General features: G+C 40.7%; 14 protein-coding genes. 7 read left to right on the top strand and 7 right to left on the bottom strand.

Going from position 1 to position 15,360, the window contains the following annotated elements; translation table 11 throughout:
• Nucleotides 1-15: 15 nt before the first annotated feature.
• From THETH_RS02895 to THETH_RS02880, 4 genes are read right to left on the bottom strand one after another with little or no spacing between them, the layout of a single operon-like run.
• Complete coding sequence (locus THETH_RS02895; RefSeq protein WP_013931885.1) at nucleotides 16-1,668, bottom strand: phosphodiester glycosidase family protein; 1,653 nt, start codon at nucleotides 1,666-1,668, stop codon at nucleotides 16-18.
• Complete coding sequence (locus tag THETH_RS02890) at nucleotides 1,665-2,957, bottom strand: pyrimidine-nucleoside phosphorylase (RefSeq protein ID WP_013931884.1); 1,293 nt, start codon at nucleotides 2,955-2,957, stop codon at nucleotides 1,665-1,667. Before THETH_RS02890 ends, THETH_RS02895 begins: the two co-directional genes overlap by 4 nt.
• Complete coding sequence (locus THETH_RS02885; protein WP_013931883.1) at nucleotides 2,923-4,209, bottom strand: sensor histidine kinase; 1,287 nt, start codon at nucleotides 4,207-4,209, stop codon at nucleotides 2,923-2,925. The genes THETH_RS02890 and THETH_RS02885 overlap by 35 nt, the downstream gene beginning before the upstream one ends.
• Before the next feature lie 3 nt (nucleotides 4,210-4,212).
• Complete coding sequence (locus tag THETH_RS02880; protein WP_013931882.1) at nucleotides 4,213-4,932, bottom strand: response regulator transcription factor; 720 nt, start codon at nucleotides 4,930-4,932, stop codon at nucleotides 4,213-4,215.
• A 274-nt stretch (nucleotides 4,933-5,206) separates the two neighbouring features.
• Between THETH_RS02880 and THETH_RS02875 the strand changes: the two genes are divergently transcribed.
• The 5 genes from THETH_RS02875 (at nucleotide 5,207) to THETH_RS02855 (ending at nucleotide 8,586) form a co-directional block, all read left to right on the top strand.
• A complete protein-coding gene (locus THETH_RS02875) occupies nucleotides 5,207-5,416 on the top strand; it encodes a hypothetical protein (RefSeq protein WP_041446369.1) in 210 nt (69 codons plus the stop codon).
• A gap of 10 nt (nucleotides 5,417-5,426) precedes the next feature.
• A complete protein-coding gene (locus THETH_RS02870; RefSeq protein WP_041446368.1) occupies nucleotides 5,427-5,723 on the top strand; it encodes a hypothetical protein in 297 nt (98 codons plus the stop codon).
• A gap of 103 nt (nucleotides 5,724-5,826) precedes the next feature.
• Complete coding sequence (locus tag THETH_RS02865) at nucleotides 5,827-6,306, top strand: type II secretion system protein (RefSeq protein WP_013931881.1); 480 nt, start codon at nucleotides 5,827-5,829, stop codon at nucleotides 6,304-6,306.
• 4 nt (nucleotides 6,307-6,310) lie between these two features.
• Nucleotides 6,311-8,278, top strand: a complete 1,968-nt coding sequence (locus THETH_RS02860; RefSeq protein ID WP_013931880.1) for a hypothetical protein — start codon at nucleotides 6,311-6,313, stop codon at nucleotides 8,276-8,278.
• On the top strand, nucleotides 8,275-8,586 hold the full coding sequence (locus THETH_RS02855) for a hypothetical protein (protein ID WP_013931879.1): 312 nt from the start codon (nucleotides 8,275-8,277) through the stop codon (nucleotides 8,584-8,586). The genes THETH_RS02860 and THETH_RS02855 overlap by 4 nt, the downstream gene beginning before the upstream one ends.
• 9 nt (nucleotides 8,587-8,595) lie before the next feature.
• On the opposite strand, the gene THETH_RS02850 is transcribed toward THETH_RS02855, so the two are convergent.
• Nucleotides 8,596-9,564, bottom strand: a complete 969-nt coding sequence (locus THETH_RS02850) for a phospholipase C/P1 nuclease family protein (protein WP_013931878.1) — start codon at nucleotides 9,562-9,564, stop codon at nucleotides 8,596-8,598.
• Between the two features lie 211 nt (nucleotides 9,565-9,775).
• Between THETH_RS02850 and rocD the strand changes: the two genes are divergently transcribed.
• The gene (gene rocD, locus THETH_RS02845; RefSeq protein WP_013931877.1) at nucleotides 9,776-11,011 is read left to right on the top strand and encodes an ornithine--oxo-acid transaminase; all 1,236 of its coding nucleotides are present in this window, start codon (nucleotides 9,776-9,778) and stop codon (nucleotides 11,009-11,011) included.
• Nucleotides 11,012-11,114: 103 nt separating this feature from the next.
• Nucleotides 11,115-13,004: an alpha/beta hydrolase family protein gene (locus THETH_RS02840; RefSeq protein ID WP_013931876.1), complete on the top strand. Its 1,890-nt coding sequence runs from the start codon at nucleotides 11,115-11,117 to the stop codon at nucleotides 13,002-13,004.
• 25 nt (nucleotides 13,005-13,029) lie between these two features.
• Here the strand turns inward: THETH_RS02840 and THETH_RS02835 are convergent, their stop codons facing one another.
• Together THETH_RS02835 and THETH_RS02830 are read right to left on the bottom strand one after the other, a co-directional pair.
• Complete coding sequence (locus tag THETH_RS02835; RefSeq protein WP_013931875.1) at nucleotides 13,030-13,527, bottom strand: NTPase; 498 nt, start codon at nucleotides 13,525-13,527, stop codon at nucleotides 13,030-13,032.
• A complete protein-coding gene (locus tag THETH_RS02830; RefSeq protein ID WP_013931874.1) occupies nucleotides 13,528-15,348 on the bottom strand; it encodes a heme NO-binding domain-containing protein in 1,821 nt (606 codons plus the stop codon).
• Nucleotides 15,349-15,360 lie beyond the last annotated feature (12 nt).

Raw genomic sequence — 15,360 nt, 5'->3', positions numbered from 1 at the left:
ACCTCCACGAGCTAGTTATTCCTTCGGTATTGCAAGCAATGATACCGGTATATTTCTAACCCAACCAGAGAACATTCTACTGACTATTTGATTTTTAACAACCATTACCGACGAGCTACCACCGTCAAGATTCATAGCAGAATAAAAACCCTTTTGCAAGCAAAATTCCACTAACTCGTCGTAGTTCACGCCTCCTGAACCATCTTGATCGTTTATAACGACAAAAACAACTCTTCCATCAGGCAATGTGGCAACCAAGGTTCTATTGGCATTGGATGTTGCTATCCCTCCACCGTATCTATTTTTTTCAGCGTTTCGATCTGGAAGCGGTGAGCCGTTGTAGATCAACAATGGACCGCCTTCAACGGCATGCTTTATTGGATAAGGAAAATCTGTGTTGACAATCACCTCAACTCGATCGCCTATCTGTACAGCTTGTAGATAATTTGCGTATTTTGCAGAAATTGCAAGCACATATCCCTTTGCTGGTGCTTTTTCAACCCATCCTATGCTGCTTATTCTACCGTTTTGAACTGTAAAATAAATCGTTTCGTCACGCCGTGGAATTGGCAATCCAAATTCTTCGGTGAATATTAAAACATCTCCTATGGCAACGGTGTTGATGCCCTTGACCAAAAACAAAAGCTGACCTATTTTGATGTTCACTTCGTAGAACATTCTTGAAATGTAAACCTCGCCAGACTGTGTCTGAATAAAAACCGGTCTATTTCCGTATGGAAGCGACAAGACCTTTCCATCGACTATTATCAAACCTATTGGCATTCTAGTTGAAACATCGAAATAATTGGCGTTGATCCCAGCCACCGCTTTGACACGTGAAACCATCCTGTCGATGCTTTCGGTGGTTCCTATTCCGCCAACGCTTATCGTAGGACGAAGATCAACTCTTTTTGGATCTATCCAAAGATAATTTACAAGCATCTGCTTTCCAGCAATTGTCTCTACAACTTGTTCCCACAAAATACCTGGGGCAATCCTTTCCTTGGCAAATCCTGGATACCTAAGCTTAACCACAACGGCTGAAGGTTCAAACACGGTGGAAACCGACAAGTCAACATCGTCTTCAACTTCTATTTCAAAAATGGCTTTAACCTCGTCGACTTTTAGCTTAACCTTTTCGATAGAAGTAACTTGTACCCTGCAGGGAGCTACTTCAATCTGAACCTTTCCTGGAAAAGTTGATATCTTGAACATTTGCTCAAGTACAATCCCATCAAAAACAAACTGAAGACTATTTTCGCCAAAATGAACTGATTTGATCACCGGCAAACTGTCAGCGAGAACTGTATTACCGTTTGGCGTTAAATACGTTGACAAACCAAGTATTCTACTCAAAATTTGAGCTTGAATCAAAACGGTATCTTTTTTCACCAAAGCAGCGTTCTCATAGCTTTCCAAAAAGTCTACCGACAATCTCCCATCGCCTTCTGCAACTATTATTTTTCTTCCGTATATTACATAAGCTCTGTTAGACCTTTCCGATATTACGACCGATAATCCCAGCTTTTCAAGCGGTTTTACATCCAAATACCCATCCACAGAATTGGTGGAAACACCAAGCCCTTTCATTATAACAATTGCTTGGGAACAAAAAATGGTGGAAAAACAAAGGAAAAAGATCGACACTAGAACCAGGCTAGGTTTCATTCGATCACCTCAAGAACAACGTCTTTGGGTTCTGGTTGCTCTTGCCTGATTTCGTAAGCCTCCTTGATAAGTTTTATAGCATCGTCGACCTTACTACGCTTGCCAACGTAGAGTTTTACCAATGGTTCGCCCTTTTGTACAAAATCTGACACTTTTTTCAAAACTTCTATACCAACCCCGTGATCTATAACGTCCTCTTTCTTACTTCTCCCAGCTCCCAAAAGGACCGACGCCAATCCAACTGCTTCGGCATTTATCTTGTACACATAGCCGCTTTTTTCCGAAGGAACAAATACTGTTTCTTTTGCAACCGGCAATTTTGAATAATCTTCGACTATTCCTTCATCTCCACCCTGGGCTTTCAAAAATTTCCTAAACACCTTCAAAGCCTCGCCCGAGATCAAAGCCTCCAATATTTGCGCTTCGGTTACTTTAACATCGGCTAATTCGAGCATTTCTTTTGCTATACGAATCGATAACTTCTCAAGATCCTTTTGACCCAATCCTTTTAAGCACTCTATCGCTTCGATTACCTCAAGGGAATTACCAACCATTCTTCCAAGTGGCTGATCCATATCAGACAAAACGGCCTTCGCACGTTTTCCATACCTTGCGAGTATATCTATCATCAATCTGGCAAGCTTTCTGGCTGAATCTATATCTTTCAAGAAAGCCCCAGATCCAACTTTGACATCAAAAACAATCGCATCCGCACCGCTTGCAAGTTTTTTGCTGACAATGCTTGAAGCGATCAAGGATATGTTGTCTACCGTGGCGGTTGCATCTCTAAGAGCATAGATTTTCTTATCAGCTGGGACAAGGTTTCCCGTTTGACTAATTATGGAAAAACCAACTTCGTTGACCACTTTAAAAAACTCCGATTTGTCAAGCTCCACTCTCATTCCTGGTATCGACTCAAGCTTGTCTATGGTGCCACCGGTGTGTCCAAGTCCTCGACCTGACATTTTTGCAACTTTCACACCAAAGCAAGCCACGATCGGTAGAACAACCAAAGTTACCTTGTCACCGACGCCACCTGTGGAATGCTTATCCACCTTGATTCCGGAGATAGCCGAAAGATCAACGAATTCACCGGATCTTGCCATTGCAATCGTCAGGTCATAGGTTTCTCGTTCGTTGAGACCGCGAAAATAAACAGCCATCAAAAAGGCCGCCATTTGATAATCCGGTATTTCGCCGGAAACGTACTTTTCAACGACGAAATTTATCTCCTCAGTTGTTAACTCATTTCCATCACGCTTCTTTTTGATGATATCGTACATTCTCATCTTTTCTCTCTCCCTGCTTAACTGGCAACACTACGGTAAAAGTTGTCCCAACGCCAACCTCACTTTCCACGTATATCTTTCCATTGTGTCTATCAACTATAGTTTTGACTATTGAAAGTCCCAAACCTGCGCCACCCATTTTTCTGCTTCTTCCTTTATCCACCCTGTAAAACCTATCGAAGATCCTTTCCAAAGCGTTTTTCGGTATGCCTGGTCCTGTGTCTTCAACCTTTATTACTACCGATTCATCCTGAAGTTTTGCACTGACTTTAACTTGCTTTTCGCCGGTTTCTTTCAGCGAAGTATACTTAACTGCGTTGTCAACCAAGTTAACCAGCATTTGAATTAACCTATCTTGATCTGCCTCCAAAACGATGTCCTGACAACTGTATTCCACTTTTACGCCATATTGAACAGCAAGTGGTTCTACTATTGAAAGAACATATTTGATAACTGAACACAAGTCCACAGGTTGAAATTCAAATCTGGCTTCTCCAGATTCGAGCCTTTCCAAATCCAAAAGATCGTTTATCAACCTTGTCATTCTTGCCGCTTCATTTTCTATGATGCTTAGAAACCTTTGGCGAGTCTCAGGGTCAATATCAGGGTCGTTCAAGAGAGTTTCGGCGTATCCATGTATGGAAGTGAGTGGTGTCCTCAACTCGTGCGAAACGTTGGATACAAATTCTTTTCTCATTTCGTTGAGCTCGTGTTCTTTTGTTATATCATGCATGAGAATAACTATCCTTTTCTCTGATTTCGAAAGCGAAACCGGTATCATCTTGCAAGAAAAATACCTCTTGCGACCGTTGACGTAAAGCATCACATTTGCTTCTTGAACTTGCCAGGTTCTGACTGTTTCGTCAAACATCTCGATGAGAAAGTAATCTTCAAGCACCTCGTGTATTTTCTTTGAAACAACCGCAGAGCGTGATATCATCTCGGCTGCTTTGTTTGCGAAGATTATTTCTCCATCAACTTGAACGAAAAAGATTGGATCCACCACGTTATCCAATAAGGTTAAAACGTTTTCCCTGCTCTTTTGAACGGCTGCAAGTTCTTCCTCCAACATCGCGATCCTATTTCTAAGTTGTTGCAAAATATGAATAGGTGGGGAGTCTTCACTCACACCAGCCAACTCCGCCACCCTTTGAAAGAATTTTTTGTAATCTCTAATTTTCCAATGGCTTGCAATTTCGTAAACAACCAATGCGACGATTATTGAAATGGCTATTAAAAAAGCAACAAGCACCTATTATTCTTCCTTCCCTGGGTCTCTGAACTTGTAACCCTTCCCTCTAACAGTGATTATGTACTTCGGATTGGAAGGATCTTCTTCAATTTTTGTTCTAAGTCTTCTAATGTGAACATCGACGGTTCTGGTGTCTCCATAGTAGTCATAACCCCAAAGCTTGTCAAGCAAAACATCCCTGTTGAAAACTTTTCCTTCGTTTTCCGCCAGGAACCTGAGCAGTTCAAATTCCAATGGGGTTAAATTGACTTTTTTACCCCCGACCCTGACTTCGTACCTTTCAACGTCGATTTCCAAGCCTTTTGCAACAATCTTCTTTGGTCTTTCTTCCTTTTCTTGTGCACTCAATTGGATTCTTCTGAAAACAGCTTTGATCCTTGCTATCAATTCTCTGATGCTGAACGGCTTAGTGATGTAATCGTCAGCGCCAAGTTCCAGTCCCAAAACTTTGTCAAACTCCTCGCCTTTTGCGCTCAAGAAAATCACCGGTGTTGTTTTGTACTTTTCACTTGATCTGAGCTGTCTTACAAGTTCAAAACCATCCATACCGGGTAACATGATATCGACGATGAACAAATCCACTGGTTCGTTGGCGGCGACTTTCAAAGCTTCCTCGCCGTCGTAGGCTTTGAGAACATCGTATCCCTCTCTGGCGAGGTTGTAACTTACAAGCTCAATGATCGATGGATCGTCATCAACGACCAAAATTCTTTTCTTAGCCATAATTACACCCTTTCGGGTACACCTCCCCTCTTCATAAAAAATTTTGCACCACGAAGTTCACCGTGTTAACATTATAACAGAAACCCCTTGGGATTTTAACACATTCCACCAAGGACTTTTTATGGATGTAATTGTAACTACCTTACAGAAATTTAGCCATAAATCACATCCCTTTCAATGGACTGTGATGAACGGCTTGATTTCATTATACAATATAGCATGTAGGTTATAATCAAAGCATACCAAATTTTCGTCTGAAAGGAGCGCCTTGGCTTTGAACAAATCTGAACAAGTCAAATATGAACAAAGACAGTTAAGTCTACTTGGATCACAGGTAAAGCAAGAGGTATCAGGCAGGTTGAAAGATAACCTTCGTTCGCTTGATAAGCTTAAAGCCAATGGATATGGAGTAGGGATGAAGCGGTATGGTTTGAAGTACGAGCTTGATTTGAAGCGAAACAGAGTGGTGATAGACAAAGCATGAAATAAGAAGGTTGAAAAAGCTGCAAAGAAGACTAACATTGATACGCAGGGAGTATGAGAAGATATCGAATCGACGTAGTGATGCGATCAACAAAGTGTTTGCTTTTTTGAGGATGTACAAAGGTGTTGTTTATCAAAAGGTATGTGTTGAGTGTGGCTTAAAGATAGACAGGGACGTGAACGCGGCGATGGTGATATTGAGGAAAGGGCTTAGTTTGAGTTTTGAACAAGCTTTATGGTTGGACCGGCCCGAAGTAACGCCTGTGGAGTGGGAAACCGCGGTGAAGCAGGAAGCCTATACCTTTTAAGGAATGGGAGGAGATCACATCTTCACAAAAATACTAACACAAAGGCGAACCATTTATCACAATTTTTGAAAAACCATGTAAAATATGATTAGGGTGCTTTAAGTTGAAAAAAGCTTTTACTGTTTTGGAAATCGTAATAGTCATAGCTGTTTTCGCTGTTTTTACTATTGTTTTTGCTTTGGTGATAAATGACTACTTAAAAAAAGCGCAGCAACACATACAGATTTTAGAAACAATCCGCCAGCTTACGGAAACTGCAAATAGCGTTATTCGCATTCTCAGCAAAGCCAGCGGGTCTGCAAACTCTATAAATGTTTCTGAAAAGGTTGTTCAATTTCAAATTATAATACCTGAAATACTCGGAACTGGAATAATAAATTGCAAATTGATTTCGGAAGAAGATAAACTCATTTATCTGGAAGAAGAACAGATGCTCACCATACCAACCAGAGGTGTAACTGTTACTTTTGATCCTTCAACATCCTTGCCGATAAAATTCTCCGTCGAAGCAAACAATCCGATGAACCCAAATTCAAAGATTTCAATGACTTTTTCTGTTTATCCACCGGGAATTGGGATGTGATGGCATGAAAGGAAAAAGCGGATATGTGATGGTTGCTGCCATAATGATGATAGCCATTGCCTCGATAATAGCGACAGCCATTATAACTCAGGTGAACACGACAATCAAAAGCGTTGCACTTGCCAGCGGTAAGTTGAAAGACGAAGCCGATGCGTTAAAGGTCATTGCCATGAGTGCAGCGTATTTGAGGAGCAAATATAGCGTTGCAAGCGGATTTTACCTTGCCGAGCATTTAACTGCGCAGGAATATTACGAAAAAATCAAAGACATCGTATTAAACAGTTTGGGGCCTGTCGAAAGAAACGCTTGGGTAAACTTGTTCGAAAATGATTTGGCTGAGGATTTCTCAACAATCAAGGATCTGCTCAGTTTCCAATTAGGTGAATCACCGCTTAAAAAAGCCATTTACGACAGCAAGTCAAGGGGACTCATAAACGCAGATCCTTCCAAAATAAAAGTTTTTACTCTTTCAGAATCTGAAACCAAAGCTTGGTTGCTTTTGCTGTTCGTACAGGTGAACAATTCTTATTGCTGGGCTTTTGTCGGACCAGAAGGGTTTTTCAACTACGCAGTTTTTTTACCAAACGGCATACCCGAAGGGACTTACTACGGAACAGGAGAGGTAATCGACGGCCCAGCTTGGTTTGGAGTAGATGAAAACGGAAAAGGTGGACTTGGAATAGGTGGCATACCTGGACCAAGGTTTTATGGAAAAACTTTTTATAGATTGCTGAGAAAACACGTACAGTACACCGATCGAGAACTTTTGGAAATCTTTGCAGCCGGTCAAGTTGTACTCAGTGATGCTGACGTAAAAGCTTACAAAGAAGCTTTCCAGGGAAAAACATACTGGCAGGCGCAAATAGAAAGTTTGCCAAGAGTTGACCTAGTCAAATTTGCAAAAGGTGAAATAAGCATGCCAGAAGGTTCTGCAGGAATTGAAATTATTTACTCAAAATCTCCAGGTGGTCAAACAGTCGATGATTTGATCATCACTTCAACTGTTCAAATTGTTGATGGAACTTTCGTTCAAGTGATAAACATCGAAGGTCCTGAGGATGGTTACTTTAGATTAAAAGATGAAAAATACAAAGTTAGAATTGAAATACCGTTTCCTGGTCCACCGAATGTTCCAGTGAAAATCCACTTGGAACAAGCTCAAGCAAAAGGTGAACCTTTGTTTTACGAAAGAATCTTGAACTCATTCAATGGTTTCTTTGGACTGTTTTGTGATACAACCAATTCTCAAGTTGCTTTTGGCAAAAAGGATCAATGGATAAAAAATGTGTTCATGGGTGATTGGACTATATTGGTGATGGGAAATCGCGGGAGACAGAAAGAACAAACCCCACACGACAACGTTGTTATATACAGCGACATAGAGTATTTCAGCGCAAACAGCGAAAGGGAAATGATCGTCAAAATTGACGGGATGGAGTATAAAGTTAAAATGGATCCGTTCTTTTCGAATGGTGAACCAATACCAAACAATAAAAATGTTGTTGGTCAAGTGAGGCTTGTCAACGGTTCAACTATCACAATCGATGGAAAAACGTTCTGGGACTTTTGGTACAGAACGATGTCTGAAGTTGGGACAAAAGATCACATCAGCTTGATAACCACTGGGGATATAGTCATACCTTGGCATGGCGGTTATTACATACCTGGAACAAGTAGAATAAGGAACCTCAGGATGGATATGAGCGTATTTGTCATGTACTGGGATAGAGAAAAAGCGAAAAATATACAAAATCCTTTGGTACCAACTTTTAAAGTGAATTACAAAGATTTCAAAGACTTGAGTTACCGATTCATATTTGGCTCGATAGCTGCCGAGGCAGTTACGGCAACATGGAGTGGTACCAAAGGATTGAAAGAATTCAACGTTTTCGATCAAAGACTTTATTCAGCCAAAAAAGGCTTTGCTCCTATGACAGGGGCAATAAAATTGGAAGGGTTGAGGCTGAGATGAAAGGCTTCACAGTAGTAGAACTTGTTACCGCAATGATTGTTTTGTTTTTTGCGATACTGATAATCTTTGCCACGGTAGATCAAGCCATCAGCGCTTTTACAAAAGCAAATCAAACTTTCTATTCAACGGTAAGATATTTCTTTGAAGTAACAAGCAACTTTGCCGGACAACCTTCCGGCGAAGCGATAGGAACCTTGAGCGAAGTTTTAGGTTACCAACCGGTTGGAGCGTATAGGTTTTTCGACGAAATTGAGATTAGAAAAGTACAAGACAACTACGTTTATACCTTGAAAGATCTAATTTTCTAACTTTTCAACTCACAGTTCCCCAACTTCTTTTAGATAATCCAGTAAAAATCCTTTGAGCAAACTCGATAGATCGCGCGCTATAGAAATGGTGATTTGCTTTAACTCCTGAAGCTCCGTTGATTTTCTTTCAAAATCTTCCAGGCCTAAAATCCTTCCCTTAAGGTCTTCGCCAAAATGATGTGTCATCAATCTGTGTACCTTTGAAATGTTTCTTAAGCCAAGCAGTCTAACGCGCTGAATTAGTTCACGCGTGTTTCTAACCTTCTTTGGTTCGGCATGCAAAATTGCATTTATAGTTTCTTCATCGTTTCTGTACAAAAGATAAGCCATGTACTCATCGTAGGAAAAATGAGTGTAAGCCAACATCAAAGCCGTGTCTTTGTCAAAAATGCCACGAACGGTGTCGAAAAGTGGTCCTGGAGCGTTGTGGTACGGCATCGAAAGATCCTGCAAATAGTGAAGTGCCCTTGCCAAAAAGCGATATCCCCAATACCTGTCACCTTTTTTGAAAGCCTCACGCGACATGTTGATGAAATACAAAACACTTTCGCTGCCTTCAAAAAAGTCAACCACCAAAAGTCTATATTTCATGTGCCTGACTCCCTTGCTGCTTCCGATCAAATCTTGCAAAGGTGAAAGTTGCAAACCTTCATCCATTCCAAGATCTGGTTCAACTGAATAAATCGTCAATATCTGCCAAACAGGTACTTTTCCATCTTGTGGTTTTGGATCGGGTGGAAAGAAAACAGCCCATTTTGGAACAAAGTTTTCGATAAAATCTCCACAATAATCTTCTAATTTGAGATATTCCATGTTGTAAACTCTGCTTTCAACGTACGAATAAGGTGTGATTGGAACCAAATCATCTTTGTTTGGCAAGCTTTGGACAATGAGATAAGTCAGCGTTTCATGCGCAGACCAACCGAAAACGTAACAAATCAAAATGGTTAAGAATGCAAACACAACAAATTTTTTCACAAAAGTTCACCTCCGTTTTTATAGTATCACAAATACACGCATACTTTTGAAATAAAGAGCATACGTGAGAAAGAAAAAGAAAAAGGTACCTTAGGTTTGGTTATTAGAAAATTCCCAGCCTTTATTGATTTTTATTTGATTTGGCAAATTTCCGCAATTATGATAATATGTTTATGAAGTGTAACAAAAACGCTACAAAGGAGGGAAGCAAATGAACAGCAAATATTTCATGGATTTGGAATACGAATTTGGTGCTCACAACTACAAACCCATACCCGTTGTGATTGAAAGAGCCGAAGGGGTATGGGTTTGGGATGTAGAAGGAAAAAGGTATTTGGACATGCTTTCTGCATATTCAGCTTTGAGCCATGGTCACAGGCATCCAAAAATAGTCAAGGCGTTGATTGATCAGTTGCAAAAAGTTGCCTTAACCTCTAGGGCTTTTTACAACAACGTTTTAGGTTTGTTTGAAGAAAAACTTGCAAAGTTTGCCGGTTACGATAAAGTGTTACCTATGAACACAGGTGCCGAAGCCGTTGAAAGCGCTCTAAAAGTGGCTCGAAAATGGGCTTATTACAAAAGAGGCATACCGATGAACGATGGTAACATCATCGTGGCCGAAGGAAACTTTCACGGAAGAACGATAACCATAATTTCCTTTTCCACAGAGCCTCAGTACCGAGATGGATTTGGACCATATACACCTGGTTTCAAAGTGGCCCCGTTTGGTGACGCAAGTGCAATCGAAAAATTGATAGACGAAAAAACCATAGGAATACTCGTTGAACCTATACAAGGTGAAGGTGGTGTTCGTGTTCCACCAGCAGGTTATCTCAAAGTTTTGAGAGAAATTGCAGACAAGCATAAAATTTTGCTCATCTTCGATGAAATTCAAACTGGACTTGGAAGAACTGGTAAAATGTTCGCCTGGCAATGGGAAGATGCCAAACCTGATATCTTGATTCTTGGCAAAGCACTCGGTGGAGGAGTATATCCAGTTTCAGCGGTCTTGGCGAACAACGATATCATGGATGTTTTAAAACCAGGTGACCATGGCTCGACCTTTGGTGGAAACCCATTGGCAGCGGCGGTGGGAATAGCAGCCATGGAAGTTTTGCAAGAAGAAAGATTAGACGAAAGAGCAAGGGAACTTGGCGATTACTTCATGAGTCAGCTCAAACTGATCGAAAGCGAGTACGTGAAAGAAGTGAGAGGAAAAGGTTTGTTGATTGGTGTTGAGATAAAACCTGAGTATGGTCCCGCAAGGTCATTCTGTGAAAAACTAGCACAATTAGGAGTGCTTTGCAAAGAAACCCACGAGCAAGTGATAAGATTTGCTCCCCCGCTTGTGATAACTAAGGAAGAAATCGACTGGGCTTTGGAAAGAATTAGAAAAGTTCTGACAGAACCAATAGATGTTCCCAGCGTTAAAAAAAGCTTAGCTTGAAAGAACAAAATGCAAGAAAAATTCATGATTCTAGCTGTGGGTCTTATCCCACAGCCTTTTGGTTTTACAGGTTCGATGGAAGAACAAAAGCGAGGTGAATGTCGTGAAATGGCAATATGCAACTTTCACCAAGTTTGTTGTTCCAGTTGATGTGAAAATCAGCTCTTTTGGAAAATGGATCGCTTACACAATTAAAAGAATTATCCCAGAGCAAAACAAAACTATTAAGCAAATTGTGCTTCAGCAACTTCAGTCAGGTGACAAAATCTACCTTTCTGAGGAAACTTTCAAACCAAAGTTTTCAAAAGATGAAAAGCACCTTGCTTACCTGAAAAAACTCGACAAAGAAGTTTGTCTAGTTGTGACGGAACTTGATCATTTCACTTCAAAGGAAGTTGTCAAAAAAGAATCCATAGTCGATTTTGAATGGTTTGAAGATAACAAGCACATCGCTTTGTGGACGGCTAAAAAAAGAAACGATGAAGATCTTTATTTTGAAGAACGGTTGCCAGTTTGGTTTGACGGAAAGGGGTTTTTGGACAATCAAATCGATGTTATCTCAATTGTAAATGTCGAAAATTTGCAAGTTGTCGAAGAATTTTTCGATAGAAACATCGTAAAGATCTTGTGTTGGAAAAATTCTGTTGTTTATACTGCTGCCGATGAAAAAAATCCATTCACGATTTTCACAATCGTTCAATATTCAAATAGCGAGAAAAAAGAGATACTAAAAAACGTTGGACTTATAGCCTGTGATGTCGAAGGTTCAAAGCTGGTTCTTTATGGAAGAGAATCAAAGCCCGAGCTATTCCTGCACGATTACGTTTACATGTATGAGAACGGAAAACTGATTTGCTTAACGGATAAATACGGTTTGAACAACACAGGCCATGTCAGTTTGGAAATCTGGGCTGCCGACGGAGAATCTTCTCCGAAAATTTCCAACGGATGTGTTTACTTCAAATCCGGCTGCGGTGGAAAAGTTCTTCTAGAAAGAATAAGTCTCCAAACGCTGCAGAAAGAAACTCTACTGGACGAAGGCGTTGTAACAACTTTTGACGTTTCCAGAAATGGAAAAGCTGTCTGTGTATTCGTGAACGACCAAAATCCAGCGGAAGTTTACTTGATCGATGGAAAGGAAATTAGAAAGATCACTCAATTAAACACCGATGTTGCTTCAAAACTTGTCTTTAGAAAGATGAACCAGTTCGAATACAGAAGTTTTGATGGCATGAAAATAGAAGGTTGGTACCTTAAACCCGACAAAACACCTGCACCGTGCATAGTTTTTGTACATGGAGGACCTAAAGGAGCATATGGTTACGTTCCTTACTTTCTTGGCCAGCTTCTTATCGAAGAAGGATTCTACGTGCTTTACACAAATCCGAGAGGAAGCGATAACTACAGTGAAGAGTTTGCTTTGTTGGTTAAAGAACGAACGGGAAAAGAGGATTTTCAGGATATTATGAAAGCGGTCGAATGGATCCGCGAACATGAACAAATCACAGACTTTGGCATCACCGGAATAAGCTACGGCGGTTTCATGACGAATTGGGCAATCACCCAAACCGATCTTTTCAAAGCTGCAGTCAGCGAAAACGGAATATCTTATTGGTTCACCAGCTATGCTTTTTCAGACATCGGCTTTTGGTTCGATAAGAGTTTGATTGGTGAACAGCCGCTGGAAAACAGAAATTATAGGGAACTCAGTCCGATATTCTTCGCAAAAAACGTCACCACTCCGATTTTGTTGATACACAGTCTTGAAGATTATCGTTGTCCTTTGGACCAATCGTTGATGTTCTACACCGTATTGAAAGACCTTGGCAAAGAAGCCTATATAGCCATCTTCAAAAAAGGCGCTCACAGCCACAGCGTTCAAGCAAGCTACAGCCACAGGTTAAAAAGGTACAAGCTGATCGTAGAATTCTTCAAACAAAAACTCCTTGAAAAGAAAGAAAAATTCGACCTCGATAAAGCTTTGAAAGATTGAAAAAGCCTGGCAAAAGCCAGGCTTTTTATTTTGCGAATATCCTGCAAATTTCTTCAACCAAAGCATCTCTGTTTTGCTCTGTTACAACGAATAGTTTGAAATGCTTTTTTATCCTTTCAACCAGTGGATGCGAAAGGGTTTGATGTACCACAAAAAGCAAATCTTCATGTGACAAAAGCTTTTCGATCAACTGCGAAAAAACCGCACTTTTGAGTTCCATTGGTCCTATTTCGTCGATAACGACGAGTTTTCCGTCCCAATCCAGTTTTTTCAAAAATTCCTCAAATTCATCCACCAAAACAACGTATTTACCAACTTTTGGTTGACCTTCCCCAACTTTCGAAATCCAAACTGTTTTTCCAGTGGAAAGGTCGAAAGCCTTAAAGCCAATCCTTTTGCCTTTCTCCCTCACTTCTTTTGTTACAAAACCTGATATAGGGATTTTTTCTCTGAGTCTTTCACAAATCTTTTCGCAAAGAGTAGTCTTTCCAACCCCTGGTCTACCCGTTATTGCCAACCTCAACTACAGCTTGACCCCCTCGAAATTCATTCTTACAATGTCCAAAAGCCTGATCGTTTCGTTCACGTTGTCCAAAACAACCCTAAGCTGCGTAAAGAAGTTTTGTATCGAAGAGCTGATTTCCTCTGCTGTGGCAGAGCTCTCTTCACTTATGGCAAGAAGGTTCTGTATGCTGCTGGTTATGTCGTTGAGTTTTTCAGCTTGCATGTTCAAAGTATCGATAAGCTGGCTCAGTCTCTTCGAAATACCTGATATAAGGTCGCTCGACTGTTTGTTTCTCGCCGAACTTTCAAGAAGAAGCTGCGATTGCTGTTTCATCTCGTTGAATTCAGCTTGAATGCTCTTGCTGAGATTCTCGATACCAATCGTTATAGATTTTAAAAAGTCGGAAATCTTTGCGGCCGAGGCTCTGCTTTCTTCGGCAAGTTTTCTTATTTCGTCAGCCACAACTGCAAAACCTCTTCCCGCTTCGCCACTCCTGGCAGCTTCAATCGCCGCGTTCAAGGCAAGCAAGTTGGTCTGCTCGGCTATGCTCGAAACAGTTGTGGCGACTTCCATTATCGTGGAGGCTTGCTGCTGCAAGTTTTTACCGAGTTCTACAAGTTCGGCAAATCTTTGGCTCATCTTGACAATTCCATCGGCTGAATTTTCCACGTTGTTGGCAGACTCAACAATCGATACTACCGCATCGTTTAGGGATTTAACAATCTCGGTTTGTTCCTTCATGATCGAGGTGATCGTTTCAACGTTGGAAGTGACAGCGTTAGAAATCCTTTCGGTATCATTGCTTATTTGAACGGCTGTGTTCGCAATTTCACTTGAAAGTGAGTTCATGGTGTCGAGTTGTTCCCTCATTGAGTTGACTGCAGCAATGACTTTCTGCGAATACAAGCTCATCTCTTGGATATCACCGGATATACCAAGAAGAACTTCTTTCAGCTGGTCAACAGCGTTGTTCATCTGTTCGGATATTTCCTTAAACTCTTTCAACCCTTCCAAAGCAACTGGTTCATCAAAGTTCTTTTCACTCATGTTCTTTGCAAATCTCTTGATTCCCGCAAAACCCTTCTTCAATCCGCCGGTTGTGAAATAAAGTAACCCAGAAACGAATCCGGCAGTTATAAGTGATTTGAAAAGTAGATCAATTGGTAGAAATTTCCCAACCAAAAAACTGACCACAAAGGTGTACAAAGGTACCAAAAACACGTAAACTGAAACTAAATTTTTCACAACACCAAAGCCAAGTAGCGCAAACGAGCGAATCTTGTCGAAAAATCCATATGGTTTGGTGGCTTCTACTTCAACCTCAAGATAGTTGTATCCATTCTCGCTACCATCGGCAAGAATTCTGTATTTGATGGGATCTTTGAAAAATTCCGATGCACTTTCCATAAGCCCCAGGAAATACTTTTTGAAATTTCTCTTCGATTGATATCTAACTATAGCTTTTCTATCGGATATCATCCTGAAGAACACCCTTGGTGGTCTTGCGCCTTGTATTTTTCTTGTCAAAACACGGTGGACGCTATCCATCGCGGCCATGAACGACATAAAGCTTGGCTTTTTGAAAAAGTCTGGATAATTCTCAAAGAAGGTGAACAGATTTTGTTTTCCCGTTTGATACCAAAGATCATCGAAAGTCATGTTTTTTGCGGCCGCTATATCCCGAGAAATCGACAACGGCAAATCGTCTGGAACATCATCAATTGGGCTGTACACATGGTCTGGTGAAATACCATATTTTGCCTTGATTTTGTCGACAAAATCTTTTCCAAACATCTTCGACCAAGTTTGAAACCATACGTTTACCACAAAACCTTTCATATCCATACCTCC

This window comes from Pseudothermotoga thermarum DSM 5069 (assembly GCF_000217815.1).
Classification (GTDB): Bacteria; Thermotogota; Thermotogae; order Thermotogales; family DSM-5069; genus Pseudothermotoga; species Pseudothermotoga thermarum.
The sequence above is the reverse complement of the archived record's forward strand: the minus strand, read 5'-3'. Positions and strand labels throughout refer to the sequence as shown.

Bases quoted from the DNA above. Each gene is read 5' to 3' on its own strand.
- THETH_RS02895 (WP_013931885.1), bottom strand. From the start codon at position 1,668: ATGAAACCTAGCCTGGTTCTAGTGTCGATCTTTTTCCTTTGTTTTTCC.
- THETH_RS02890 (WP_013931884.1), bottom strand. From the start codon at position 2,957: ATGAGAATGTACGATATCATCAAAAAGAAGCGTGATGGAAATGAGTTA.
- THETH_RS02880 (WP_013931882.1), bottom strand. From the start codon at position 4,932: ATGGCTAAGAAAAGAATTTTGGTCGTTGATGACGATCCATCGATCATT.
- THETH_RS02860 (WP_013931880.1), top strand. From the start codon at position 6,311: ATGAAAGGAAAAAGCGGATATGTGATGGTTGCTGCCATAATGATGATA.
- THETH_RS02855 (WP_013931879.1), top strand. From the start codon at position 8,275: ATGAAAGGCTTCACAGTAGTAGAACTTGTTACCGCAATGATTGTTTTG.
- rocD (WP_013931877.1), top strand. From the start codon at position 9,776: ATGAACAGCAAATATTTCATGGATTTGGAATACGAATTTGGTGCTCAC.
- THETH_RS02830 (WP_013931874.1), bottom strand. From the start codon at position 15,348: ATGAAAGGTTTTGTGGTAAACGTATGGTTTCAAACTTGGTCGAAGATG.